The sequence below is a fragment of the Afipia sp. P52-10 genome (assembly GCF_000516555.1).
Classification (GTDB): Bacteria; Pseudomonadota; Alphaproteobacteria; order Rhizobiales; family Xanthobacteraceae; genus P52-10.
In genome coordinates, this window is record NZ_AZSJ01000003.1 from 1,415,293 (window position 1) to 1,438,216 (window position 22,924).

Here is a 22,924-nt window from a genome sequence, read left to right on the forward strand (position 1 = left end):
GCCCCGCATGATGTATCGCACTGCCCTGACCCTCGCCGCCGTGGCCGCCGCCAGCAGTTCGGCACTGGCACAGCAAAGCCAGCTTCCGCCGCCGGCGATTTCGGTGTCCGGCGAAGCGACCATCTCGGTCGCCCCCGATCTCGCGCAGATCGAGGGGGGCGTGACCTCCGAGGCCAAGACCGCACGCGAGGCGAGCGAGGCCAACAACAAGGCGATGAATGAGGTGATGACGGCGCTGAAGGCGGCCGGCATCGCCGCCGCCGACATCCAGACCTCGCGTCTGTCGCTGATTCCGCAAAGCGCGCCGCCACGCCCCGGCGTGCGTTCGCCGATCGTCGGCTACCAGGCCAGCAACCGCGTCAGCGTGCGCATCCGCGACGTCTCGAAGGTTGCCAGCACCATCGACACGCTGGTCTCCGCCGGCGCGAACGACATCGGCGGAATCGCGTTCATCGTCTCCAAGCAGTCGCAACTGCTCGACGATGCCCGCGGCAAGGCGATCGAGGACGCCCGGCGCAAGGCAGAGGTCTATGCGAAGGCCGCCAATGTGCGGCTCGGAGCGCCGCTCAGCATCAGTGAAGAAGGCTCGGGCGGACCAGTGCCGATGATGCGCGCATCCTACAAGGCCGATGCCCAGGGCGCGCCGGTGTCACCCGGCGAAGAAACCCTGCGCGTCACGGTGCAGGTCTCCTACGAGCTGAAGAGCGCCACGCCGTAAGTTATTCGATAGCACGTAGCCCAAAGCGAGCTGTCATTCCGGGGCGCGAGCAAAGCGAGCGAGCCGGGAATCCATAACCACCGCAGGGCGTATGGATTCCGGGCCTGCGCGATAAATCGCGCATCCTGGAATGACGACGTTGTTGGTGGAGCCACCGCTGGCCCTCAAACCTGGCTAAATCGCAAACACCTCGCCCGGCTGCAGCACCAGGAATTTTTCGCTCGGCACGCTCGCGGCCTTCAGGGCCGCGGCAAGCGCCACAGCCGGCGCATCGATCGCCTCGTTGGTGAGCTGGAACGTGCCGTGATGATGCGCCAGCGCCAACTCGGCGCCGCAATCGGCCAGCGCCTGCACCGCGTCTTCGGGATTCATGTGCTGGTCGCGCATGAACCAGCGCGGCTCGTAAGCGCCGATCGGCAGGATCGCCGCCCGCAACGGCCCGTGCTGCTCGCGCACGCGGCGGAAGTGGACGCCGCTGCCATAGCCCGAATCGCAGACGATGTAGATTTTCCCCGCAGGCGTCTCCAGCACGAAGCTCGCCCACAGCGCCTTGTTGCGATCGAGAAGACCGCGCGCCGACCAGTGCCGCGTCGGCACCAGCGTCACCGCCATCGCATCGCTGAGCACCACGCGATCGCCCCAGTCGAACGCCTCGGCCCGGATCGCCGCGTCGTAAGCCGTCATCGCGGCATCGTTGCCGAGCGGGGTGATGACGCGCGGCCCGAACGCCGCCCGCAGCTTTGACAGCGTGGCGACGTCGAGATGATCGTAGTGCCCATGCGACACCAGCACCGCATCGATCGGCGGCAGCTTGCCGAAGGGAATCCCCGGATCGTTGACCCGCTTCGGCCCGGCGAACGAGAATGGCGAGGCCCGCTCCGACCACACCGGATCGACCAGGATGTTGAGCCCGGCGGCCTGGATCAGCCAGGAGGCATGGCCGACGAAGGAAAAGCGGATGCCGCTCAAAACCCGTTGCGGCGGCGTATCGGAGAACGGCGACGGCGCCCAGACGGGCCAGACCGCACGGCCCCCCTCACGCTGCCAGCGCCACAGGTCGCTGAAGTTCTTGGGCGGTGCCCCATCCGGATCGAAGAACCGGGCACCATCGAAGTGGTCCGACACGGGACCGGAGTAGTTGCGCATGGAGGCGGACCAGAAGGCTGAAGCGCCGGTGGCGGCAGCCAAACCGGCAAGGACGGTGAAAACGCGGCGGCGGGATAACGGCATCGGGCGGGCGGATGCAGGGACGATGGATCAAGGTAGGAACCCGGCGGGAACCTGCCAGTCCATTTAAACCCCGGCGGATGAATTCTCACAAAGATTTCAGCGACAAAGCGGCACAGCCGCACCGGCGGACCCCGTCCCGAACCCCGGGTCTGCGACCCTGAATTCCTTGACTTTTCCCGCTGCGGCCGCTTTAAGTCCTGCCACTTCTCGAAAAGGTTCGCCTTTTTGATCCGCCGACCGGTCCTGGAGGCCGGAGGTCAACGCCCGACAGCGCGATGCGCCCTCGGGCGCAAACGTGTTTGGTTTGGTCACCTTGATCCCGGCGGACACCCGCGGGCGCAAGCAGCAGGAAGCAGGACGTGTTCGACAATCTGTCGGAAAGGCTTGGCGGCATTCTCGACCGGCTGACGCGCCGCGGCGCGCTCACCGAGGCCGACGTCGATGCCGCGATGCGCGAAGTGCGCCGGGCGCTGCTGGAAGCGGACGTGGCGCTCGACGTGGTGCGCTCCTTCACCGAGAAGGTGCGCGAACAAGCGATCGGCGCCACGGTCGTCAAGTCGGTGACGCCGGGCCAGATGGTGGTCAAGATCGTCCACGACCAGCTCGTGGAGACGCTCGGCTCCGACAGCCAGACCATCGATCTCAATGCGCCTGCGCCGATCGCCATCATGATGGTTGGCCTGCAGGGCTCCGGCAAAACCACCACCACCGCGAAACTGGCCCGCCGCCTCACCGATCGTGACAAGCGCAAGGTGCTGATGGCCTCCCTCGACACCCGCCGCCCGGCGGCGATGGAACAGCTCGCCGTGCTCGGCCGCGACATCGATGTCGAGACGCTGCCGATCATGCAGGGCCAGACGCCGCCGCAGATCGCGCTGCGCGCGCTGCAGGCCGCCAAGCTCGGCGGTCACGATGTTGTGCTGCTCGATACCGCAGGCCGCACCACCCTCGACGAAGCGATGATGGCGGAAGCGGCGGAGGTGAAAGCCGCCGCCAATCCGCATGAAGTGCTGCTGGTCGCCGACTCGCTGACCGGTCAGGACGCCGTCAACCTCGCGCGCTCGTTCAACGAACGCGTCGGCCTCACCGGCATCGTGCTCACCCGCGTCGATGGCGACGGCCGCGGCGGCGCGGCGCTGTCGATGCGTTCGGTCACCGGCAAGCCGATCAAGCTGATCGGAACCGGCGAAAAGACCGACGCGCTGGAAGATTTTCATCCGGGCCGGATCGCCGGCCGCATTCTCGGCATGGGCGACGTGGTGTCGCTGGTCGAGAAAGCCGCCGCCAACATCGATGCGGAGAAGGCCGCGCGCGTCGCCGAGAAGATGCGCAAGGGCAAGTTCGACTTGGCCGACATGCGCGACCAGCTCACGCAGATGCAGAAGATGGGCGGACTTGGCGGACTGATGGGCATGCTGCCCGGCATCGCCAAGATGAAGAACCAGCTCGCCTCCGCGAACCTCGACGACAAGATCCTGAAGCGGCAGATCGCGGTGATCGATTCGATGACCCGCGAGGAGCGGCGCAATCCCGACCTGCTCAAGAACAGCCGCAAGAAGCGGATTTCCGCCGGCTCCGGCGTGAAGGTCGAGGAGATCAACAAGCTCTTGAAGATGCACCGGAACATGGCCGACATGATGAAGGCCATGGGTCAGGGCAAGCGCGGGCCGATGGCCGCGCTCGGCAACATGATGGGCTTCGGCGGCGGCATGCCCTCGCCCGAGCAGATGAAAGAACTCGCCGAGAAGATGCCCGGCGGCTTACCGCAAGGCGCCGGCGGATTGCCCGGCCTGCCGAAGGATTTTCCGGGCGGCGCGTTGCCGCCGGGTGGACTGCCGGGCCTGCCCGGTCTCGGCAACAAGCTGCCGGGTCTTGGCGGCTTTCCCGGCTTGCCGAAGGGACCTGAGAAGAAGCGATGACCACATCGACCCTGCCTCCCGAACTGCTGCGCCTGCGCGGCAGCATCGACAACATCGATGCCGCGCTGATTCACCTGCTGGCCGAGCGCTTCAAGTGCACGCGCGAGGTCGGCATCCTGAAAGCCAAGCACAAGCTGCCGCCCGCTGATCCGGCACGGGAGGCAAAGCAGATCGCGCGGCTGCGCGCGCTCGCGGAGGATGCCCAGCTCGACCCGGAATTCGCAGAGAAATTCCTCGCATTCATCGTGCGGGAAGTCATTCGTCACCACGAAATCATCGGCAAGAACGCCAGCTGAACTCTCAAGAAAGGAAGTCCAATGTCCGTTGTGATCCGCCTCGCTCGCGCAGGCACCAAGAAGCGCCCGTTCTACCACGTCGTCGTCGCCGACTCGCGTTTTCCGCGCGATGGCCGCTTCATCGAGCGTCTCGGTTTCTTCAACCCGCTGCTGCCGAAGGACAACGAGCTGCGCCTGCGGCTCGACCTCGAGAAGGTGAAAGCCTGGATGGCCAAGGGCGCGCAGCCGTCGGACCGCGTGATGCGTTTCCTCGATGCCGCCGGCGTCGCCAAGCGCACCCCGCGCAACAACCCGCAGAAGGCGATCCCGCGCAAGGAACGCGGCAAGACCGAAGGCGCGGCAGCGTAACCATCGATGAGCGAGGCCGTGGGCACACGCATCTGCGTGGCGAAATTCGGCGCCGCCCACGGCGTGCGTGGCGAGATCAGGCTCTGGCCCTTCACGGAAGAGCCGCTCGCCGTCACATCCTACGGTCCGCTTGAATCGCAGGACGGCACGCGCCGCTTCGAAATCGAGGCTGCGCGTGCGGCGAAGGACCATCTCGTCGCCCGCATCAAAGGCGTGACGACGCGCACCGACGCCGAACGCCTCAACGGCCTCGAGCTTTACGTGGCGCGCGACAAGCTGCCGCCGGTCGAGGACGACGAGTTCTACCACGCCGATCTGATCGGGCTTGCGGCCGTCACGGCCGACGAAATCCGGCTCGGCCGCATCGTTGCAGTTCACAATTTCGGCGCCGGCGACATCATCGAGATCGCCAGCGACGAGGGGGGCGACTCGCTGCTGCTGCCGTTCTCGAACGCGGTGGTGCCGACGGTGGACGTGAAGGCGGGTCGCGCGATCGTCGTCCCGCCGGGCGAAATCGACGGCGACGACCGCGGCCACGCCTCGTCCCCGGACGATCACGCCCAGGATGGCTAACAAGACCGGGCAACTGCGCGTATTCTGACCCGCAACGCAGCAGCCCTGTTGCCGACCACGCCAGCGGACGATTGACCATGTGGACCGCGACCGTCCTCACCCTGTTTCCAGACATGTTTCCCGGCCCCCTCGGCGTCAGCCTCGCCGGCAAGGCCCTCGCCGGCGGCCTGTGGGCGCTGGAGACGCGGGACATTCGCGATTCGGCCACCGACCGCCACCGCAGCGTCGATGACACGCCGGCCGGAGGCGGTGCCGGCATGGTGCTGCGCGCCGACGTCACCGCCCGCGCCTTCGACGCGGTCACGCCGCTGGCGGGACGGCCACGATTGCTGATGAGCCCGCGCGGCACGCCGCTGACGCAGGCGCGGGTGATCGAACTCGCCGCCGGACCGGGACCGATCATCGTCTGCGGCCGGTTCGAGGGGCTCGACCAGCGCGTGATCGACGCCCGTCAACTTGAGGAGGTCTCGATCGGCGATTACGTGCTGTCAGGCGGGGAACTCGGCGCGCTGGTCCTGATCGACGCCTGCGTGCGGCTGCTGCCAGGCGTCATGGGCAACGTAACCTCCTCGGATTCCGAGAGTTTTTCCGACGGCCTGCTGGAATATCCGCAGTACACACGCCCGCAGGTGTTCGAAGGCCTAGCCATCCCCGACGTCCTGACCTCCGGCGACCACGGCAAGGTCGCGGCCTGGCGCCAGGCCGAGGCGGAACGGCTGACCCGGGCCCGCAGGCCGGATCTCTGGGCGAAAAAAGGCTTAACCCAAGGGGCCCCGAAGCGACCAAAAAACGCGACAGACGGGTGACAAGCGCGCCACAATCCCTTATAGGAGCGCCCAGCCAATCCGCTTCGGCGCGCATTCAGCAAAAGTGGATACCGGTTTGCGCCCGGAATGCGCGCAGATATCACAAAGAGCATTTTCTGACCGCGGAGCCGGTTTCGCTTCGCCTGAAAGTGCTCTGCAAGCAGGACGACGACGTTCGCGCAGCCTCAAGGCGCGCCGCCGATGGAGATTCAGATGAACCTGATTCAGACGCTCGAAAAAGAGCAGGTCGAGAAACTGTCCGCTGGCAAGGAAATCCCTTCCTTCGGCCCGGGCGACACCGTGATCGTCAACGTCAAGGTGAAGGAAGGCGAGCGGACACGCGTGCAGGCCTATGAAGGCGTTTGCATCGGCCGTTCCGGCGGCGGCCTGAACGAGAGCTTCACCGTCCGCAAGATCTCGTACGGCGAAGGCGTCGAGCGTGTTTTCCCGATCTATTCGCCGATGATCGACAGCATCAAGGTGGTGCGCAAGGGCAAGGTCCGTCGCGCCAAGCTGTATTACCTGCGCGGCCGTCGCGGCAAATCCGCCCGCATCGTCGAGAAGCAGGACAAGCAGGCTCCGGCCGCGGCTGAAGCCTGAGCCATGTCTGCGGCGATGCCATTCCGGCCTCGCCGCATCGCCGCCTTGGCCCGCGTCGGGCCGGCGGCCGTTCTGGCATTCGTTGTTGGGCTGGCGATGACCGGGGCGATCCAGCCTCTCATCGCTCCGCCTCTTATTGCCGAGCCCCTTGTCGCCCAACCCCTTGTCGCCCAATCCCTTGTCGCCGAGCCGCTGATCCTCCGGGAACGTATCGCGGTCGCCGAAGCCCATGCGATGCCGGCAATACCGATATCGTCTCGATTCGCCTGACTGAACCCGGGCCGCCGGGCGCTTGCGGCCTTTACGCGCAAACATGTCGGCAAGACCATCGAACTGAAGCTCGGCGGCACGAGCCTGATGCGGACCGTGATCCGCGAACCGCTGGCCACCACGACCCTCTCTCTCGTCGCGGAGAACGCTGCGGCTGCCCACCAGACCGCAGCGGCGCTGGCAACGCACCCCCTCGACCTGGTGCTGGGGCCCGACGCCGATCGCTGAAATCAGCCGAACCCGAATGGCCGGGCCTCGTTTGGCTCAATTGTCGGGAAACCAACCGCTGTGATAGAAAGTGGAATGGTTCCAGATAGCCCCATCCTCGCCGGTCCGCGGCGCGTGCGTGTCATCCTCGATGACCACCGCCGCCTGCCCTGGCGTTTCTTCGGACGGCTGACCACCACCGCGCTGCTTACGGCGTGAGTGGCGCGGCCGCTTGCCGCCGCGCGCGACCTTTGAATTCACGCCAGTCAATTCTCTTTCATTCTCGAGACCGCACACCATGTCCGCACCCACCACGCTCTACGACAAAATCTGGAACGACCACCTGGTCGACGAACAGCCGGACGGCACCTGCCTGCTCTACATCGATCGCCACCTCGTGCATGAGGTGACGTCGCCGCAGGCGTTCGAAGGCCTGCGCTCCTCGGGCCGCAAGGTGCGCGCGCCGGAGAAGACCCTCGCCGTCGTCGATCACAACGTGCCGACCACCGACCGCACGAAGCCCAATCCCGATCCGGAATCCGCCGAGCAGATCAAGACGCTCGCCGAGAACGCACGCGACTTCGGCATCGAGTACTACAACGAGTTCGACAAGCGGCAGGGCATCGTCCACATCATCGGCCCCGAGCAGGGCTTCACCCTGCCCGGCACCACCATCGTCTGCGGCGACAGCCACACCTCGACGCATGGCGCGTTCGGCGCGCTGGCGCACGGCATCGGCACCTCCGAGGTCGAGCATGTGCTGGCGACGCAGACGCTGATCCAGTCGAAGGCCAAGAACATGCGCTTCACGGTCGACGGCAAGCTGCCGGAGGGCGTGACGGCGAAGGACGTGATCCTGGCCATCATCGGCGAGATCGGCACTGCGGGCGGCACCGGCCATGTGCTGGAATATGCCGGACAAGTGTTCCGCGACATGTCGATGGAAGGCCGCATGACCGTCTGCAACATGTCGATCGAAGGCGGCGCCCGCGCCGGCCTCGTCGCGCCGGACGAGAAGGCCTATGAGTTCCTCAAGGATCGCCCGAAGGCGCCGAAGGGCGCGGCCTGGGACGCGGCCCGCCGCTACTGGGACACGCTGCGCTCCGACGACGGCGCGCATTTCGACACCGAGTATCGCCTCGATGCGGCGAAGCTGCCGCCGATCGTCACCTGGGGCACCTCGCCCGAGGACGTGATCTCCATCACCGGCGCGGTGCCGGACCCGGCCAAGATCGAGGATGAGGCCAAGCGTCTGTCGAAGGAGCGCGCGCTCGCCTATATGGGCCTGACCGCCGGCACGAAGATCACCGACATCAAGCTCGATCGGGTGTTCATCGGTTCGTGCACCAACGGCCGCATCGAAGACCTGCGGGCGGTGGCGAAGATCGTCAACGGCAAGACGGTCAACGGCAATGTCAACGCGATGATCGTGCCGGGCTCGGGTCTCGTGAAGGAGCAGGCGGAAGCGGAAGGCCTCGACAAGATCTTCCTCAAGGCCGGCTTCGAGTGGCGTGAGCCGGGCTGCTCGATGTGCCTGGCGATGAACCCGGACAAGCTGAAGCCGGAGGAGCGCTGCGCTTCGACCTCGAACCGCAACTTCGAAGGCCGCCAGGGCTTCAAGGGCCGCACCCACCTGGTCTCGCCGGCGATGGCGGCGGCGGCGGCGATCGCCGGCCACTTCGTCGATATCCGCGAGTGGCGCTGAGCGCCTCACGTCACGATCGATCAAACGAACACCGAAGGGCGCCGCAAGGCGCCCTTCGTCGTTCCGGCCGCGCGCGGCAACATCCGGCCCTCACTCAAAGCCTGTCGATTTTCTGCACGCCTTCTTAACCAGCCAGGCGCACGCTATGTCTCCGGACCGTGCTGTGGAGGCGCGTCGTGGCCGAGAAGCCGACCCTGATCGATACCATCCGCGAGGCGACCCGCCAGCGCCGCCGATGGACCGTGCCCGCAGCTCCGGTCGAGACGGACGACAAGCCGCGCCTCAGCCACTGGCCGCCGCCGCGGCAATCGCAATGGCGGCTCGACCTGCTAAAGCCCTGGAACGAGGGGCGCATCACCGGCCCCGGCCGCAGGCGCTAACACCTGGCAGGCTGCCGCCGGTCGATCCCGACGGGCTTGCCTCGCTGCGACCGCATTCTTCCCGCACAGCGATGAAAAAAGACGCAGGCGCAAAGGGGGCGGCGATGACCCAGAATATTTACGACGATCCCGACTTCTTCGCGGGCTATAGCCAGTTTCCGCGTTCGATCGACGGGCTCGAGGGCGCTGCCGAGTGGCCGTCCATGCGCGCGCTGCTGCCGGATTTGCAGGGACTGTCGATCGTCGATCTCGGCTGCGGCTTCGGCTGGTTCTGCCGCTTCGCGCGCGAGCATGGCGCAGCCCATATCCTTGGCCTCGATGTTTCCGAACGCATGCTGGCGAAAGCGCAAGCGATGACCGCCGATGCGCACATCACCTATCGCCGCGCCGACCTCGAGACGCTCGCCCTGCCGGAGCAGGCGTTCGATCTCGCCTACAGCTCGCTGGCGCTGCATTATGTCGTCAACCTCGACGGATTGCTTGCAGCGGTGCATCGCGCGCTGAAACCGGGCGGCCGCCTTGTCGTCTCCATCGAGCACCCGATCTACATGGCGCCGAGCCGTCCCGACTGGATCGCGAGCCCAACCGGGCAGAGGGTGTGGCCGCTCGACCGGTATCTCGTCGAGGGCCCGCGCACCACCGACTGGATCACCTCCGGCATCGTCAAGCAGCACCGCACCCTCGGCACCACCTTGAACCTGCTCATCCGGCATGGATTCAGCATCGCCCATGTCGAGGAGTGGGGACCGACCGACGCCGAGATCACCGCCCATCCCGACTGGGCCGAAGTCCGTGACCGGCCGATGTTCCTGCTGATTGCGGCGCATTGCTGACGGGAACAAACGCGCGGCCAGTTGAATGGACCCGTGCGGCGAACCGTGAGACACTGGGCCGTCGTTCGCGTCCGGAGCGCCCCTCCCGATGGCACAGACCACCATCGTCAAACCCCGAACCGCTGTGAAGCCGAAGGTCGAACGGCCGCGGCTGCACAAGGTCATCCTCATCAACGACGATTATACGCCGCGCGAATTCGTCGTGATGGTGCTGAAGGCCGAGTTTCGCATGACCGAGGACGAAGCCTACAAGGTGATGATCACCGCGCACCGGCGCGGCGTCTGCGTGGTCGCCGTCTACACCCGCGACGTCGCCGAAACGAAGGCAACGCGGGCGACCGACCTCGGCCGCTCGAAAGGCTATCCGCTGATGTTCACCACCGAACCGGAAGAATAGCCCGGACATGTCCTGCGGCCGCATGGCTTGAACCCGCTGGCTGCTTCTGCCGACCCAACACCTGTGATTAGCTCCGTCCACTTCGGAATCACACTGCGGACCTCACTCATGAAATCGCTGGCTCTCGCTCCCCTGCTGGTCGCCGCACTCTGCTGGCAGGCCGATGCCCAGACGCCGGCACCGAAAGCGCCGCCTGCGGCCTCCTCCCCTCCGGCGAAACCAGCTGCTCCGCAGACGCCGATCGACACCGTCAAGGCCCTGCCGCTGGCGGAGCGGATCGCGATCCAATCCGACCTGGCGTGGGTCAGCTTCTACAATGGCGGCATCACCGGCGACGTCTCCGAGCGAATGCTGACGGCGATCAGGGCCTATCAGAAAGACCTCGGCGGCAAACCGACCGGCCTGCTGACGCCGCAGGAACGGGCTGCGCTCGCAACCGCCGCGAAGAAGCTGCAGAACGACGTCGGCTGGACGATCGCGCAGGACCCGATCAACGGCATCCGCCTCGGCATTCCGACCAAGCTCGTGCCGCAGATGAGCGCGATGGCGGACACCACCGGTTCGAAATGGAGCTCCGCGCAAGGACAGATCCAGATCGAAACCTGGCGCCGGCGCGACAGCAATCTCACCATCGCTGCGATCGCCGATCGCGAGCGGAAAGAGCCCGCGGGCCGCAGGGTGGACTACAGCGTGGTGCGGCCGGACTTCTTCGTGCTGTCCGGGCTGCAGGGGCTGAAGAAATTCTACATTCGCGGCCAGCTTCGCGGCAGCGAGGTGCGCGGCATGACCGTGCTCTACGATCAAGCGACCGAAGGCACGATGGAGCCGGTGGTGATCGCCATGTCGAGCGCGTTCACCGCGTTCCCGACCGGCACGGCGCAACCGGACGCACCGCCGCCGCGCAGGACAGTCGAGTATGCGACCGGCCTGGTGGTCAGCGCCGACGGCGCCATCGTCACGGATCGCCAGGTGGTCGATGGCTGTCAGTCGATCGTCGTGCCGGGCCATGGCAACGCCGACCGCGTGGCGGAAGACAAGACCCACGACATCGCGCTGCTGCGCGTCTACGGCGCCCGCGATTTGAAACCGCTGGCGATGGCCGGCACGGCCGCGAAGCCTGCGCTGATGCTCACCGGCATCGCCGATCCGCAAAGCCAAGGCGGCGGCAGCGCGGTGAGCACGGTCAAGACCACGCTGACGTCTCCGACCACGCTGGCGCCGGCGCCGGGGCTCGGCTTTGCCGGGGCCGCTGCAGTCGACGCCGAGGGCAGGTTCGCCGGAATGGTGCTGTTGAAACCCGTCGTGGTCGCAGGCACGGCTCTGACCGCGCCCGCCAATGAAGCCGCTCTCGTGTCCGCCGATCAGCTGCGCGCGTTTCTGGCGGCCAACACCGTGACGACCCCGACGGCCGACACCAAGACCGATGCCAACACCGATGCCAAGACCGATGCCAAGGCGTCGGTCCTGCGGATCATCTGCGTGCGGAAGTAACGCGCTGCGTCACTTCTGGCAGGTCGGGCACCAGAAGGTGGAGCGGCCGCCCTGCACGAAGCGCTTGACCGTCCCGCCGCACTTCGGCGTCGGACATTTCTCGTTCTCGCGATCATAGACGCGAAAGGCGTGCTGGAAGTAACCGAGCTCACCGGAGGTCTGGCGGTGATCGCGCAACGACGACCCGCCCGCCTTGATGGCATCGTTCAGGACGCTGTGGATCGCACTCACCAGCCGCTTCGCGTGATCCGCCGGCGCGCCGCTGCGCAACGCCAAGGTCGATGCCACCCGCTTCGGCGACAGGTGCGACCGATGCAGCGCCTCGCAGACATAGATGTTGCCGAGACCGGCGACCACGCGCTGATCCAGCAGGGCCGCCTTCAGGTTGGTCTTCTTGCCGGCACAGGCGCGCGCCAGCATCGCCGCATCGAACGCGTTGCCGAGCGGCTCAGGCCCGAGCGCCTTCAGAAACGGCTCCTGCTCCATCTCCGAGCGCTTGACGATCTTCATGTAACCGAACCGGCGCGGATCGTTGAACGCGATCGTCGCACCGGAGGCCATATGGAATACGATGTGATCGTGGGTACGGTCCTCGCTGCGCGGATAGTGGAAGTCTCCCGGCACCGTGCCGTTGGCGCCTTCGACCACGCGGAACGAGCCCGACATGCCGAGATGCATCAGCAACACGTCACCGGAGGCGAGATCGGCCAGGATATATTTGGCGCGGCGGCCGAGGCCGGTGACCACCTGACCATCGAGCCGCGCCCGGAAATCCTTCTGCAAGGGAAAGCGCAGATCGCCGCGGCGCGCTTCGACGCGGGCGATCTTGACCCCTTCCATCACCGGCTGCAGTCCGCGCCGGACGGTTTCGACCTCGGGCAGTTCAGGCATCGACGATTCCTACGTCACGCGAAACGGCGCCAGTCCGTTCGCAACCCGCTCTAACACAGAAACGCTGCCAGAAGCTGGCAGCTATCATGCGGTCTTCGGATCGGATTCGTTGAAAACGATCCTGTTCATGAACGGATCGATGACCGTTAGGCTGGTCGCGCCCCAAGGCTCCCGCTCGAGCCCCGGCCGCAGGTAATTGTAAGCCTTCGCCGTGAGCTCCGCATGCAGCGCGGCCACGCCCGTCATCTCCACGAAGACCTTGGCGCCGGGGGCGCAGTCGCCGTAATGCTCGCTCAAGTGGAGCAACAGGCCGGCCCGGGAGACCTGCATATAGAGCGGCGTCGACGGCTCGAACCGGTGTTCCCAATCGACGGCGAAACCGAGATAGCCGATGTAGAACTCGCGAGCCTTCTCGATCGAGAACATCCGCAAGACCGGGACCGTGTTCGTAAATGTGATCGCCATGACTGCCTGCCCATTGAGGGATTGCGGGTTAACCATGTCCCGGCGCAAAGAAAGGCCGGCCGGCCCGCCCGCGCCGACTTGTAGCGCGGCGCGGCATGGCAGGCTATGGTCCCGGCCAGCCTTGAGAGGATGGAATGGTTCAAGACAGCGACCGCACGACGCATTTCGGCTTCCGCGACGTGCCGCTTGGCGACAAGCAGGCGATGGTGGACGATGTGTTCCACAGCGTCGCCCGCCGCTACGATTTGATGAACGACCTGATGTCGGGCGGGATGCATCGCGCGTGGAAGGCGGCCATGATCGGCAGCCTCAACCCACCGCGCGGCGGCGCGCCCTTCGCGCTGCTAGACCTCGCCGGCGGAACCGGCGACATCGCATTTCGTGCAGCCGAGATCGCCGGCCACGGCTTCCACGCCACCGTCTGCGACATCAATGCCGAGATGCTGGCCGTCGGCCGCGAGCGGGCCGCGAAGAAATTTCACGACGACCGCGTGAGCTTTGTCGAGGGCAATGCCGAGTCGCTCGGCTTTGCCGACAAGAGCTTCGACGCCTGCACCATCGCTTTCGGCATCCGCAACGTGCCGCGCATCGACCAGGCGCTGCGCGAAATCTATCGCGTGCTGAAACCCGGCGGCCGCTTTCTCTGCCTCGAATTTTCCAACGTCGATATGCCGGGTCTCGACAAGGCGTATGAACTCTATTCGTTCAAGGTGATCCCCGAGCTCGGACGCATGGTCACGGGCGACGCGGAGTCCTATCGCTACCTCGTCGAATCGATTCGGCGGTTTCCGCGACCGAACGCGTTCGCCGAGATGATGCGCGAGGCTGGCTTCGCCCGCGCCAAGTGGGACGTCATGAGCGGCGGCATCGTCGCGCTGCATTCGGGCTGGCGTTTGTGATCTCTTCGCTGATTCACCTCGCCAGGCTCACCCGCGCCGGCTTCGTCTTTGCCCGCGCGGGCGTGTTCGGCATCGTCGATCCCGCCGACCTGCCGCCCGCCGCGCGCTTCGCGCAGAGGCTCGGCCGCCTGATCGAGGCGCCGAAGTCCGACAAGTCGATCGGCCGCATCTCGGCGGCGCTGCGCCATCTCGGCCCGAGCTACGTCAAGCTCGGTCAGTTTCTCGCCACCCGACCCGACGTGGTCGGCGTCAATCTCGCGCGCGATCTGGAAAGCCTGCAGGATCGCATGCCGCCGTTTCCGCAAGCCGATGCGGAGGCGACGATCGTCGCTGCGTTCGACCGGCCGCTGCAGGACAGCTATGTGAGCTTCGGGCCTGCGGTTGCGGCAGCTTCGATCGCCCAGGTGCATCGCGCCGAGATCGAGAAAGACGGCAAACGCCACGTGGTGGCGGTGAAGGTGCTGCGGCCGGACGTGTCGCACAGCTTCAAGGTCGATCTCGACGCCTTCAAGTACGCCGCCCGCCAAATGGAGGCGCTATCCGCCGACGCCCGCCGGCTGCGGCTCGGCGAGATCGTCGCAACGCTGCACCGGTCGGTGGCGATGGAGATGGACCTGCGGCTGGAGGCGGCTGCGCTGTCGGAGATGGCGGAGAACACCCGCGACGATCCCGACTTCCATGTGCCGAAAGTCGATTGGGACCGCACCGCGCATTCGGTGCTGACGATGGAATGGATCGACGGCATCGCGCTGAACGACCACGCCAAGCTGGACGCGACCCACGTCGACCGGCCGGACCTTGCGCGCAAGGTCATCCAGAGCTTCCTGCGCCACGCGCTGCGCGACGGCTTCTTCCACGCCGACATGCATCCGGGCAACCTGTTCGTCGACGATACCGGGCGGCTGGTCGCGGTGGACTTCGGCATCATGGGGCGGCTCGGGTTGCGCGAGCGGCGTTTCCTCGCGGAAATCCTCTACGGCTTCATCACCCGCAACTACCTGCGCGTCGCCGAGGTGCATTTCGAGGCCGGCTACGTGCCGCCGTATCACTCGGTGGAGAACTTCGCCCAAGCCATCCGCGCGATCGGCGAACCGATCCACAACCGCACGGCGCAGGAAATCTCGATGGCCAAGCTGTTGACCCTGCTGTTCGAGGTCACGGCCATCTTCGACATGGAGACGCGGCCCGAACTGCTGCTGCTGCAGAAAACCATGGTGGTGGTCGAGGGTGTGGCGCGCGGGTTCGATCCCAAGCTCGACATCTGGAGTACGGCGGAGCCGGTGGTGAGGGAATGGATCGAGCGCAACCTCGGCCCGATCGGCAAGATCGAGGGGGCCGTCACCGGCGCCAGCGATCTCGGCAAGATCGCCACCGGCCTGCCGGCGATCGCCGCCCGCAGCGTCGCCCTGCTGGACCGGGCGGAAGCCATCACCCGCAATGGTCTGCTGCTGGCACCTGAGACGGTCGAGGCGATCGGCCGCGCCGAGAGGCGGCAGAGCCGCTGGTTGGCCGCCGGCATCTGGGCGATCGCCATCGCCCTGTTCGCGGCGGTCTGGATTCTGCGCTAGGCCTTCGAGGCTTTCGCTCAGGCTTCCACGCGGCGATTGCACCTGAATACAATTTTGATATCATTGATTGCAGTGCAATCAATGATATCATCGTCTTATGGCCAGTCTCACCATCCGCAAGCTCGACGAGGCGCTGAAGGCGCAGCTCCGCCTGCGCGCCGCTCAGAACGGCCGCTCGGTGGAGGACGAAGTCCGCTTCATCCTGCGGGACGCGGCCTCCGGCCCCCGCTCCGCCGCAGAGGATATGCCGCTGGCGCATGACGGCGTATCCCCAGACCGCTCGGGGCTGCCCGGCGGGCTGCGGCAGGTGACGCTGATCATCGGCGGCGGCATCGCCGCCTATAAGTCGCTCGACCTCATCCGCCGTTTGAAGGATCGGGGCATGCATGTGCGCTGTGTGCTGACCCAGGCCGCGCAGCAATTCGTCACCCCGCTGGCGGCCAGCGCGTTGGCCAACGAGCGCTCCTATACCGACCTGTTCGATCCGCAGAGCGAATTCGACGCCGGGCATATCCGCCTCGCCCGCGACTGCGACCTGATCGTGGTCGCCCCCGCCACCGCCGACCTGATGGCGAAGATCGCGAACGGCCATGCCGACGACCTCGCCACCGCGATCCTGCTGGCGACCGACCGGCCGATCCTGCTGGCCCCTGCGATGAATCCGTTGATGTGGTCGAACGCGGCCACCCGCCGCAATGTGGCGCGGCTGACCAAACGCGGCGCGCTGCTGGTCGGGCCGAATGCCGGCGCAATGGCCGAAGCAGGCGAAGCGGGCGTTGGCCGGATGGCGGAGCCCTTGGAGATCGCCGCCGCGGCCGCGCGGCTGCTCGATCCCAAACGCAGCGGCCCGTTGCGCAAGAAGAGCATTCTGATCACCGCCGGTCCGACGCATGAGCCGATCGATCCGGTGCGCTATATCGCCAACCGCTCCTCCGGCAAGCAGGGCTATGCGATTGCGGCGGCGGCGGCCGCCGCCGGGGCTGACGTGCGGCTGATCTCCGGACCGGTCAACCTGCCGGCGCCGGCGGGCGTCGCGGTGACGCGGGTGGAATCGGCGCGCGACATGCTGAAGGAAGTCGAGGCGGCGCTGCCGGTCGATTGCGCGATCTTCGCCGCCGCCGTCGCCGACTGGCGCGTGGCCGACGCCGGCACGCAGAAGATCAAGAAGCAAGCCGGCGCGATTCCGTCGCTGTCGCTGATCGAGAATCCGGACCTGCTCGCCACCGTCTCCAAGCTCGGCGATCGGCGTCCGGGCCTCGTCATCGGCTTCGCTGCCGAGACCGAGAACCTGCTCGCCAACGCGCAGGCCAAGCTGGAACGCAAGGGCTGCGACTGGATCGTTGCCAATGATGTATCGCCGGCAGGCGGCGTGATGGGGGGCGATCGCAACACCGTCCACATCGTCACCCGCGACGGGGTGGAGTCCTGGCCGGCGATGGACAAGGACGACGTCGCCAAGGGCCTGGTCGCCCGGATCGCCAACGCCATGACGGACAAGACCCCGTGACAAACGACATCGTTATCCCGGTGCAGCGCCTGCCGCACGGCGAGGGATTGCCGCTTCCCGCCTACCAGAGCGAACAGGCCGCCGGTCTCGATCTGCTCGCCGCGGTCGCCGAAGACGAGCCCGTCACGCTGGCACCCGGCGCGCGGGCGCTGATCCCGACCGGGCTGGCAATCGCGCTGCCGCCGACCATGGAAGCGCAGGTCCGGCCGCGCTCCGGCCTCGCACTAAAGCACGGCGTGACAGTGTTGAATTCGCCGGGCACGATCGACGCCGATTATCGCGGCGAGATTCGCGTGATCCTGATCAATCTCGGCGACGAACCGTTCCTGATCCGGCGCGGCGAGCGGATCGCGCAGATGGTGATCGCCCCGGTGTCCCGCGCGCAGCTCTCCAGCACGACGGTCCTCCCTGAGACGTTTCGTAGCACCGGCGGATTCGGCTCCACCGGCCGATAATTCATATTCGCCTTTGGACAACGTCGCCGCGGTCTCGACGGCATGGAACCGCCTTAATACGGTACCGCCGCAAAAAATGACCGCGATGTACGTTTAATGTCCCTCGTTCCTACCCGTGGCTTGCTGGCGATTCTCGCCGTGCTCGATATCGCCCTCAACGCAACCGAGCGCCCCCTCTCCGCGAAATCACTTGCGACCCGTTACAATCTCGCGCCGCGTTACCTCGAACCGATGCTGCAGATGCTGGTGCATGTCGGCATCCTCAAAGGGATTCGCGGGCCGCATGGCGGCTACCGCCTCGGCCGGCCGCCGTCGTCCCTGACGGTGGCCGAGATCCTGCAAGCCGCGCTCGCCGACAACAACGACCCGTATCCGCCGCTCAAGCGCAACCCGGTGGTCGCGCGGGTCATCCTGCCGAGTCTCGATCTCGCCGAGCGGATGATGTCGGACACGCTGAAGAGCATCACCATCGAGGCGCTCGCCAACCGCGCCGCCGCGCTGAAGGTTGCCGGCGAGTAACGGAACCCGAGCATCCTTCGTCGCGCCTCACGCACGCCATGCAGCGATCCTGCGTGGCGCGCGACCCTGCGTTCACGATCTGGACTCTTACCCATGGAGTCCTGTTGGGGATATTCTGAATTGATTCGCGAGCAAGCGAAGGGCGCGCAGCGCGCTTGAATCCCGGACCGTCACGCGTCACCCGGGACTGTCCAGAATTCGGCGTCGTGTCACACCCGCAGGGCCTTGCGCGCCAGGCTGTGGGGGCGTGGCGGGGCGCAGCAGGTGTTGGGGTGCAAAGCCAATGGGGGGCATGATCCATGCGATGCGTCGGGCATTTCTGTCCTGCGCCAGCCCTCGCAGCCTTGTCCTCCTTGCGTCCGCGCTGGCCCTGCCGGCCGGCGCCCATCCGGCGCTCGCGCAGGGGAACGCAGCAACCGACAGCGCCGCATTTGATCGCCTGCTGACGGCGCTCGGCGGCATCGATCGCCAGGAGTTCGTCGCGCTCGCCCTCGCCTGCGCCATTCTCGGCTTTTCCGTCGTCTCCGCGATCCTGCTGATGCGGACCCGGACGCGCGCGGCGGAGAACGAGGAGCGCCTGCGCGCGGAAATTCAGACCTTGCAGGCCGAGAACGACCGCAGCAAGGCGCTGTTGCTGAGCGAGCCGCAGGTGGTGGTGGCCTGGCGCGCCGGCGACGACTTTCCCCAGATCGCCGGCGATCCATCGCTGCTGCTGGTGGATGGATCGCCGCAACGCCTGCTCGCCTTCGGGACCTGGCTCGCGCCGGAGCCGTCGCTGCAGCTCGAACGGGCCGTCGACGGCCTGCGCAATCACGCCGAAAGCTTCGCCCTCAACCTGACCACGCTGACCGGCCGCGCCGTCGAGGCGGTGGGACGCATCGTCGGCGGTCAGGCGATCCTCCGCTTTCGCGAGCTGAGCGGCTTGCGTCGCGATCTCGCCGAGATGACGATCCGCTACAACGCGCTGCAGGAGGAGACCGAGGTGCTGCGCGGCTTCGCCACCGCGATTCCATCGCCGGTCTGGGTCCGGCGGGCCAACGGCACGTTGAGCTTCGCCAACCCGGCCTACGCCCTTGCCACCGAAGCCGCCTCCAGCGCCGACGCGGTCAGCCGCGACCTCCACCTGCTGGACAGCCCCGACCGGCATGAGATGGCCCGCGCGCTGTCGGAACGCGCCGCCTTCGCCAAGCGGCTGCCGGTGGTCATCCGCGGCGAGCGCAAGATGTTCGACGTGCAGGCGGTGGCGCTGCGCTCCGGCACCGCCGGCATCGCCATCGACGCCAGCGAGGCCTCGAGCCTGCGTGCCAGCCTGACGCGAATGGCGGATGCCCACCGGCGCACGCTCGACCAGCTTTCCTCTGCCGTCGCCGTGTTCGATGGCCAGCAGCGGCTGATCTTCTTCAACGAAGCTTACCGCCGGCTCTGGGACCTCGACGTCGGCTTTCTCAACACCGGGCCGAGCGATGCGGCCATCCTCGACAGGCTGCGCGCAGCGCGGAAGATTCCCGAACAGCACGACTTCCGCCAGTGGAAGGCGCGGCTGCACGAGGCGTACCGTTCCACCGAAGCCAGGAACGACGAGTGGCACCTGCCGGACGGACGCACGCTGCGCGTGATCTCGACACCCAATCCGGAAGGCGGCGTCACCTATCTGTTCGACGACGCGACCGAAAGCCTCGATCTCGAACGGCAGTTCGACGCGCTGATCCGCGTACAGCGGGCGACCCTGGACAACCTCGCCGAAGCGGTCGCCGTGTTCGCGAGCAATGGCCGCGCCCGGCTGTTCAATCCCGCCTTCGCCCGGATGTGGCAGCTGTCGGCGGATGCGCTGGAACAGCAGCCGCACATCTCCACCGTGCAGCAGTGGTGCCAGCCGCTGTTCGACGACGAGCACGCCTGGCAGACGCTGCGCGGCGCCATCACCGGCATCGACAACCGCAATTCGCTGATGATGCAGATCGAGCGCAAGGACGGCAGCGTGCTGAACTGCATGACGATGCCGCTGCCCGATGGCGCGACGCTGCTCACGTTCCAGGACGTCACCGACAGCGTGAACGTCGAACGCGCCTTGCGCGAACGCAACGAGGCGCTGGAGACCGCCGACCGGATGAAGGTCAACTTCGTTCATCACGTCTCCTACGAGCTGCGCTCGCCGCTCACCACCATCATCGGCTTCGCGCACTTCCTCAGCGATCCCGCGACCGGCCCGCTGACGCCGAAACAAAGCGAGTATCTCTCCTACATCACCGCGTCGACCAACGCGCTGCTGGCGATCATCAACAACATCCTCGATCTCGCCACCATCGATGCGGGTGCGATGTCGCTCAATCTCGGAGCGGTCGATGTGCGCAAGGCGATCGACCAGGCCTCGGCGGGCGTGCAGGACCGGCTGCAGACCGACCGCATCACCCTCGATGTCGAGATCATCGGCGCCGACGCGCCTTTCATCGCCGACGAGCGTCGCGTCGTGCAGGTGCTTTACAACCTGCTCGCCAACGCCGTCGGCTTCTCGCCGCACGACGGCCGGGTGGTGCTGCGCGCCAGCCAGCATGGCGGCCGCACCATCTTCTCCGTCAGTGATCAGGGCCCCGGCATTCCACCCGAGAGCAAGGACAAGGTGTTCAACTGGTTCGAGGCCAACGCCAACGGGTCGCGCCACCGCGGCGCCGGCCTCGGCCTCGCCCTGGTCCGCTCGTTCGTGGAGATGCATGGCGGACGCGTGAGCATCGATTCGGCCGTCGGACGCGGGACCACGGTGACCTGCGAATTCCCTGCCGAACCGCCGAACAGCGGCATCGACCCATGAGCGCGACGCCGTTCTCCTTCACGACCGCGCTTGCAGGGGAAGCCGCAACGGCCGCCCTGATGGCTGACCTCGGCCTGTTGATCGGCGCCCGCGATACGATCACGCTCTCCGGCGACCTTGGTGCCGGCAAGACCACCGCGGCACGCGCCCTCATTCGCCATCTTGCGAACGATCCGATGCTGGAGGTGCCGAGCCCGACCTTCACGCTCGCTCAGAGCTACGAGCTGTCGATCCCGGTTCTTCACGTCGACCTCTACCGCGTCAACGATCCCGACGAATTGGAAGAGCTTGGCCTGGTGCCGTTCCCGGACCGGACGCTGGTGCTGCTCGAATGGCCCGACCGCGCCGCAAACCTGCTGCCGGAGGATCGGATCGACATCGCCTTCAGCCATAGCGACACCGCCGAGGCACGAACCGCGACGCTCACCGGATATGGTTCAGCGGCGCAGACCGTCGAGCGGCTGGCGCGCCTTCGCGCCTTTCTCGAACGCTCCGGCGCGATCACGGCGACGCGGCAGCCGATGGCAGGCGACGCCTCGACCCGCTCCTATGCGCGGCTGCTCGCCGACGACCGCTCGACCATCCTGATGAACATGCCAGCCCGTTCCGACCCGCATCTGATCTACAACGGCAAATCCTATCTCGCCGCGGTGCATCTCGCCGAGGACATCGTGCCGTTCGTCGCGATCGGCAACGGCCTGCACGCACGCGGTTTCTCGACCCCGCAAATCCTGCACACCGATCTCGATGCCGGCTTCCTGATCAGCGAGGATCTCGGATCCGACGGCGTCCTCGCCGGCACACCGCCGCTGCCGATCGAAGAGCGCTACCAGGCCGCCATCGACGCGCTGGTGGCGCTGCATCGGCAGCCGCTGCCGACGGCGCTGCCGGTCGAGGGGCGCGCGGACTACGTCATTCCATCGTTCGATGTGGACGCGATGCTGATCGAGGTCAGCCTGCTGCTCGACTGGTATCTGCCGCATCGTGGCGTCGCGGTGACCCGCGCGATACGCGAGAGCTTCGTCGATCTATGGCACGCGGTCCTGCAGCAGGCGCTGCGCGCGCCTGCGACCTGGGTGATCCGCGATTATCACTCGCCCAACCTGCTCTGGCTCGGCGCACGCGAGGGCATCGGCCGCGTCGGCATCATCGACTTCCAGGATGCGGTGCTCGGCCCGCACGCCTACGACGTCGCCTCGCTGGCGCAGGATACGCGCGCCGATGTCGCCGAAGCGCTGGAGCTTGCCCTCGTCTCGCACTACGTGCGCGGACGGCGGCAGGACGATCCTGGATTCGACGCGGCGGCCTTCGCGCAATCCTATGCGGCGATGTCGGCGCAGCGGAACACGCGGCTGCTCGGCGTGTTCGCCCGGCTCAATCGTCGCGACGGCAAGCCGCAATATCTGCGTCATCTGCCGCGCATCTGGGGTTATCTCAACCGCGCGCTGGCCCATCCGGCCCTGGCCGAGGTTCGCGCATGGACTGCCGCGAACGTGCCGCCGCCCGACTGAGCCGCCGCCGCAACCCCAGCGCGAGGCCGGCCCTCTTTACCCCTTGTTAGCCTCCGGCCGAATACTCTGGCCGGGCATCCGTGCCGAGATCAGGGACCGCTGCCGGATCCGCAGAGGTTCGTGGGCGAGGGGAAGAAAAGATGGCCTCAGAACGCAACAAGGGCGAGCGCGTCAGCTTCGAGCGCGGCATCAGCGCGCACATGATGGGCATCGACGGCACATGGCGGCGCAACTGCGTAATGGAGGAAATCTCCGAAACCGGAACACGGCTGACGGTCGAGGGCTCGGTCGAGGGGCTGAACCTGAAGGAGTTCTTCCTGTTGCTGTCGTCCACCGGACTCGCCTATCGTCGCTGCGAGCTTGCCTGGGTCAATGGCGATCAGGTCGGCGCCACATTCTTGAAGCAGTCCGACAAGAAGAAGAACCGCCGCGCCAACGGACAATCCGTCGACGCATGAGTCCCGTACCGGACTCCGCGTCTCGCGTTCGGCTCATCCGCCATCACCCCGGCCTGCCTGTCTTAGCGGTGT

26 protein-coding genes are annotated in these 22,924 nt (G+C 66.6%); 22 read left to right on the plus strand and 4 right to left on the minus strand.

All coding sequences use genetic code 11. The features are described 5' to 3' along the window. The first annotated feature begins 7 nt into the window (after window positions 1–7). Window positions 8–718: an SIMPL domain-containing protein gene (locus tag X566_RS08005; RefSeq protein ID WP_034465066.1), complete on the plus strand. Its 711-nt coding sequence runs from the start codon at window positions 8–10 to the stop codon at window positions 716–718. A gap of 174 nt (window positions 719–892) precedes the next feature. Here X566_RS08005 and X566_RS08010 read toward each other — a convergent pair whose 3' ends face one another. Then, window positions 893–1,948 carry an MBL fold metallo-hydrolase gene (locus tag X566_RS08010; protein ID WP_034465067.1) on the minus strand — a complete coding sequence of 352 codons (1,056 nt, stop codon included), beginning with the start codon at window positions 1,946–1,948 and terminating at the stop codon, window positions 893–895. A gap of 359 nt (window positions 1,949–2,307) precedes the next feature. On the opposite strand from X566_RS08010, the gene ffh reads away from it, so the two are divergent. From ffh to X566_RS24995, 8 genes are all read left to right on the plus strand, one after another. Beyond that, the gene (gene ffh / locus X566_RS08015) at window positions 2,308–3,867 is read left to right on the plus strand and encodes a signal recognition particle protein (protein ID WP_034465070.1); all 1,560 of its coding nucleotides are present in this window, start codon (window positions 2,308–2,310) and stop codon (window positions 3,865–3,867) included. Continuing rightward, window positions 3,864–4,163, plus strand: a complete 300-nt coding sequence (locus X566_RS08020; RefSeq protein ID WP_034465072.1) for a chorismate mutase — start codon at window positions 3,864–3,866, stop codon at window positions 4,161–4,163. Before ffh ends, X566_RS08020 begins: the two co-directional genes overlap by 4 nt. A gap of 21 nt (window positions 4,164–4,184) precedes the next feature. Beyond that, entirely contained in the window at window positions 4,185–4,511 is a 327-nt protein-coding gene (rpsP, locus tag X566_RS08025; protein WP_034465074.1) for a 30S ribosomal protein S16, read from the plus strand. Between the two features lie 6 nt (window positions 4,512–4,517). Beyond that, entirely contained in the window at window positions 4,518–5,084 is a 567-nt protein-coding gene (gene rimM, locus X566_RS08030) for a ribosome maturation factor RimM (protein WP_051443953.1), read from the plus strand. Window positions 5,085–5,161: 77 nt separating this feature from the next. Then, window positions 5,162–5,890 (plus strand): tRNA (guanosine(37)-N1)-methyltransferase TrmD, encoded by a 729-nt coding sequence (gene trmD, locus X566_RS08035; RefSeq protein WP_034465076.1) that lies wholly within the window; start codon window positions 5,162–5,164, stop codon window positions 5,888–5,890. Between the two features lie 213 nt (window positions 5,891–6,103). Beyond that, on the plus strand, window positions 6,104–6,490 hold the full coding sequence (gene rplS / locus X566_RS08040) for a 50S ribosomal protein L19 (RefSeq protein WP_034468197.1): 387 nt from the start codon (window positions 6,104–6,106) through the stop codon (window positions 6,488–6,490). A gap of 3 nt (window positions 6,491–6,493) precedes the next feature. Next, window positions 6,494–6,760 carry a hypothetical protein gene (locus X566_RS08045; RefSeq protein ID WP_152539821.1) on the plus strand — a complete coding sequence of 89 codons (267 nt, stop codon included), beginning with the start codon at window positions 6,494–6,496 and terminating at the stop codon, window positions 6,758–6,760. 87 nt (window positions 6,761–6,847) lie between these two features. Then, on the plus strand, window positions 6,848–6,988 hold the full coding sequence (locus X566_RS24995) for a hypothetical protein (RefSeq protein WP_160170456.1): 141 nt from the start codon (window positions 6,848–6,850) through the stop codon (window positions 6,986–6,988). Between the two features lie 36 nt (window positions 6,989–7,024). On the opposite strand, the gene X566_RS08050 is transcribed toward X566_RS24995, so the two are convergent. Then, window positions 7,025–7,267 carry a hypothetical protein gene (locus X566_RS08050; RefSeq protein ID WP_034465080.1) on the minus strand — a complete coding sequence of 81 codons (243 nt, stop codon included), beginning with the start codon at window positions 7,265–7,267 and terminating at the stop codon, window positions 7,025–7,027. Here X566_RS08050 and leuC point away from each other — a divergent pair. The 5 genes from leuC (at window position 7,266) to X566_RS08075 (ending at window position 11,773) form a co-directional block, all read left to right on the plus strand. Beyond that, window positions 7,266–8,672 carry a 3-isopropylmalate dehydratase large subunit gene (gene leuC, locus X566_RS08055; RefSeq protein WP_034465082.1) on the plus strand — a complete coding sequence of 469 codons (1,407 nt, stop codon included), beginning with the start codon at window positions 7,266–7,268 and terminating at the stop codon, window positions 8,670–8,672. The two genes, X566_RS08050 and leuC, sit on opposite strands and share 2 nt — an antisense overlap. A gap of 176 nt (window positions 8,673–8,848) precedes the next feature. Beyond that, window positions 8,849–9,052: a hypothetical protein gene (locus tag X566_RS08060; protein WP_051444177.1), complete on the plus strand. Its 204-nt coding sequence runs from the start codon at window positions 8,849–8,851 to the stop codon at window positions 9,050–9,052. Between the two features lie 104 nt (window positions 9,053–9,156). Next, entirely contained in the window at window positions 9,157–9,885 is a 729-nt protein-coding gene (locus X566_RS08065; protein WP_034465085.1) for a bifunctional 2-polyprenyl-6-hydroxyphenol methylase/3-demethylubiquinol 3-O-methyltransferase UbiG, read from the plus strand. Window positions 9,886–9,973: 88 nt separating this feature from the next. Continuing rightward, window positions 9,974–10,282: an ATP-dependent Clp protease adapter ClpS gene (gene clpS, locus X566_RS08070; RefSeq protein WP_034465086.1), complete on the plus strand. Its 309-nt coding sequence runs from the start codon at window positions 9,974–9,976 to the stop codon at window positions 10,280–10,282. A 108-nt stretch (window positions 10,283–10,390) separates the two neighbouring features. After that, a complete protein-coding gene (locus X566_RS08075; RefSeq protein WP_034465088.1) occupies window positions 10,391–11,773 on the plus strand; it encodes a serine protease in 1,383 nt (460 codons plus the stop codon). A gap of 9 nt (window positions 11,774–11,782) precedes the next feature. Here X566_RS08075 and mutM read toward each other — a convergent pair whose 3' ends face one another. Beyond that, window positions 11,783–12,664, minus strand: a complete 882-nt coding sequence (gene mutM, locus X566_RS08080) for a bifunctional DNA-formamidopyrimidine glycosylase/DNA-(apurinic or apyrimidinic site) lyase (protein ID WP_034465089.1) — start codon at window positions 12,662–12,664, stop codon at window positions 11,783–11,785. A gap of 84 nt (window positions 12,665–12,748) precedes the next feature. Then, window positions 12,749–13,129: a glyoxalase superfamily protein gene (locus tag X566_RS08085; RefSeq protein WP_034465091.1), complete on the minus strand. Its 381-nt coding sequence runs from the start codon at window positions 13,127–13,129 to the stop codon at window positions 12,749–12,751. A gap of 134 nt (window positions 13,130–13,263) precedes the next feature. Here X566_RS08085 and ubiE point away from each other — a divergent pair, with 134 nt between their 5' ends. From ubiE to X566_RS08125, 8 genes are all read left to right on the plus strand, one after another. Beyond that, entirely contained in the window at window positions 13,264–14,028 is a 765-nt protein-coding gene (ubiE, locus tag X566_RS08090; protein WP_034465093.1) for a bifunctional demethylmenaquinone methyltransferase/2-methoxy-6-polyprenyl-1,4-benzoquinol methylase UbiE, read from the plus strand. Continuing rightward, the gene (gene ubiB / locus X566_RS08095) at window positions 14,025–15,596 is read left to right on the plus strand and encodes a 2-polyprenylphenol 6-hydroxylase (protein WP_034465095.1); all 1,572 of its coding nucleotides are present in this window, start codon (window positions 14,025–14,027) and stop codon (window positions 15,594–15,596) included. Before ubiE ends, ubiB begins: the two co-directional genes overlap by 4 nt. Window positions 15,597–15,693: 97 nt before the next feature. Next, complete coding sequence (coaBC, locus tag X566_RS08100) at window positions 15,694–17,103, plus strand: bifunctional phosphopantothenoylcysteine decarboxylase/phosphopantothenate--cysteine ligase CoaBC (protein WP_034465097.1); 1,410 nt, start codon at window positions 15,694–15,696, stop codon at window positions 17,101–17,103. Continuing rightward, window positions 17,100–17,558 carry a dUTP diphosphatase gene (gene dut / locus X566_RS08105; RefSeq protein ID WP_034465099.1) on the plus strand — a complete coding sequence of 153 codons (459 nt, stop codon included), beginning with the start codon at window positions 17,100–17,102 and terminating at the stop codon, window positions 17,556–17,558. The genes coaBC and dut overlap by 4 nt, the downstream gene beginning before the upstream one ends. 96 nt (window positions 17,559–17,654) lie before the next feature. Further along, on the plus strand, window positions 17,655–18,077 hold the full coding sequence (locus X566_RS08110) for an Rrf2 family transcriptional regulator (protein ID WP_034465101.1): 423 nt from the start codon (window positions 17,655–17,657) through the stop codon (window positions 18,075–18,077). A gap of 283 nt (window positions 18,078–18,360) precedes the next feature. Continuing rightward, window positions 18,361–20,883, plus strand: a complete 2,523-nt coding sequence (locus X566_RS08115) for a PAS-domain containing protein (protein WP_034465103.1) — start codon at window positions 18,361–18,363, stop codon at window positions 20,881–20,883. Then, on the plus strand, window positions 20,880–22,394 hold the full coding sequence (gene tsaE / locus X566_RS08120) for a tRNA (adenosine(37)-N6)-threonylcarbamoyltransferase complex ATPase subunit type 1 TsaE (protein WP_034465105.1): 1,515 nt from the start codon (window positions 20,880–20,882) through the stop codon (window positions 22,392–22,394). Before X566_RS08115 ends, tsaE begins: the two co-directional genes overlap by 4 nt. 140 nt (window positions 22,395–22,534) lie before the next feature. Further along, window positions 22,535–22,852 (plus strand): hypothetical protein, encoded by a 318-nt coding sequence (locus X566_RS08125; RefSeq protein WP_034465107.1) that lies wholly within the window; start codon window positions 22,535–22,537, stop codon window positions 22,850–22,852. Window positions 22,853–22,924: the final 72 nt, after the last annotated feature.

Bases quoted from the DNA above. Each gene is read 5' to 3' on its own strand.
- rpsP (WP_034465074.1), top strand. From the start codon at position 4,185: ATGTCCGTTGTGATCCGCCTCGCTCGCGCAGGCACCAAGAAGCGCCCG.
- mutM (WP_034465089.1), bottom strand. From the start codon at position 12,664: ATGCCTGAACTGCCCGAGGTCGAAACCGTCCGGCGCGGACTGCAGCCG.
- clpS (WP_034465086.1), top strand. From the start codon at position 9,974: ATGGCACAGACCACCATCGTCAAACCCCGAACCGCTGTGAAGCCGAAG.
- X566_RS08115 (WP_034465103.1), top strand. From the start codon at position 18,361: ATGGGGGGCATGATCCATGCGATGCGTCGGGCATTTCTGTCCTGCGCC.
- leuC (WP_034465082.1), top strand. From the start codon at position 7,266: ATGTCCGCACCCACCACGCTCTACGACAAAATCTGGAACGACCACCTG.
- trmD (WP_034465076.1), top strand. From the start codon at position 5,162: ATGTGGACCGCGACCGTCCTCACCCTGTTTCCAGACATGTTTCCCGGC.
- X566_RS24995 (WP_160170456.1), top strand. From the start codon at position 6,848: ATGCGGACCGTGATCCGCGAACCGCTGGCCACCACGACCCTCTCTCTC.
- coaBC (WP_034465097.1), top strand. From the start codon at position 15,694: ATGGCCAGTCTCACCATCCGCAAGCTCGACGAGGCGCTGAAGGCGCAG.
- X566_RS08075 (WP_034465088.1), top strand. From the start codon at position 10,391: ATGAAATCGCTGGCTCTCGCTCCCCTGCTGGTCGCCGCACTCTGCTGG.
- X566_RS08050 (WP_034465080.1), bottom strand. From the start codon at position 7,267: ATGGTGTGCGGTCTCGAGAATGAAAGAGAATTGACTGGCGTGAATTCA.
- X566_RS08110 (WP_034465101.1), top strand. From the start codon at position 17,655: ATGTCCCTCGTTCCTACCCGTGGCTTGCTGGCGATTCTCGCCGTGCTC.
- X566_RS08125 (WP_034465107.1), top strand. From the start codon at position 22,535: ATGGCCTCAGAACGCAACAAGGGCGAGCGCGTCAGCTTCGAGCGCGGC.
- ubiE (WP_034465093.1), top strand. From the start codon at position 13,264: ATGGTTCAAGACAGCGACCGCACGACGCATTTCGGCTTCCGCGACGTG.
- X566_RS08005 (WP_034465066.1), top strand. From the start codon at position 8: ATGATGTATCGCACTGCCCTGACCCTCGCCGCCGTGGCCGCCGCCAGC.
- X566_RS08065 (WP_034465085.1), top strand. From the start codon at position 9,157: ATGACCCAGAATATTTACGACGATCCCGACTTCTTCGCGGGCTATAGC.
- X566_RS08020 (WP_034465072.1), top strand. From the start codon at position 3,864: ATGACCACATCGACCCTGCCTCCCGAACTGCTGCGCCTGCGCGGCAGC.
- X566_RS08045 (WP_152539821.1), top strand. From the start codon at position 6,494: ATGTCTGCGGCGATGCCATTCCGGCCTCGCCGCATCGCCGCCTTGGCC.
- X566_RS08010 (WP_034465067.1), bottom strand. From the start codon at position 1,948: ATGCCGTTATCCCGCCGCCGCGTTTTCACCGTCCTTGCCGGTTTGGCT.
- rplS (WP_034468197.1), top strand. From the start codon at position 6,104: ATGAACCTGATTCAGACGCTCGAAAAAGAGCAGGTCGAGAAACTGTCC.
- tsaE (WP_034465105.1), top strand. From the start codon at position 20,880: ATGAGCGCGACGCCGTTCTCCTTCACGACCGCGCTTGCAGGGGAAGCC.
- rimM (WP_051443953.1), top strand. From the start codon at position 4,518: ATGAGCGAGGCCGTGGGCACACGCATCTGCGTGGCGAAATTCGGCGCC.
- X566_RS08085 (WP_034465091.1), bottom strand. From the start codon at position 13,129: ATGGCGATCACATTTACGAACACGGTCCCGGTCTTGCGGATGTTCTCG.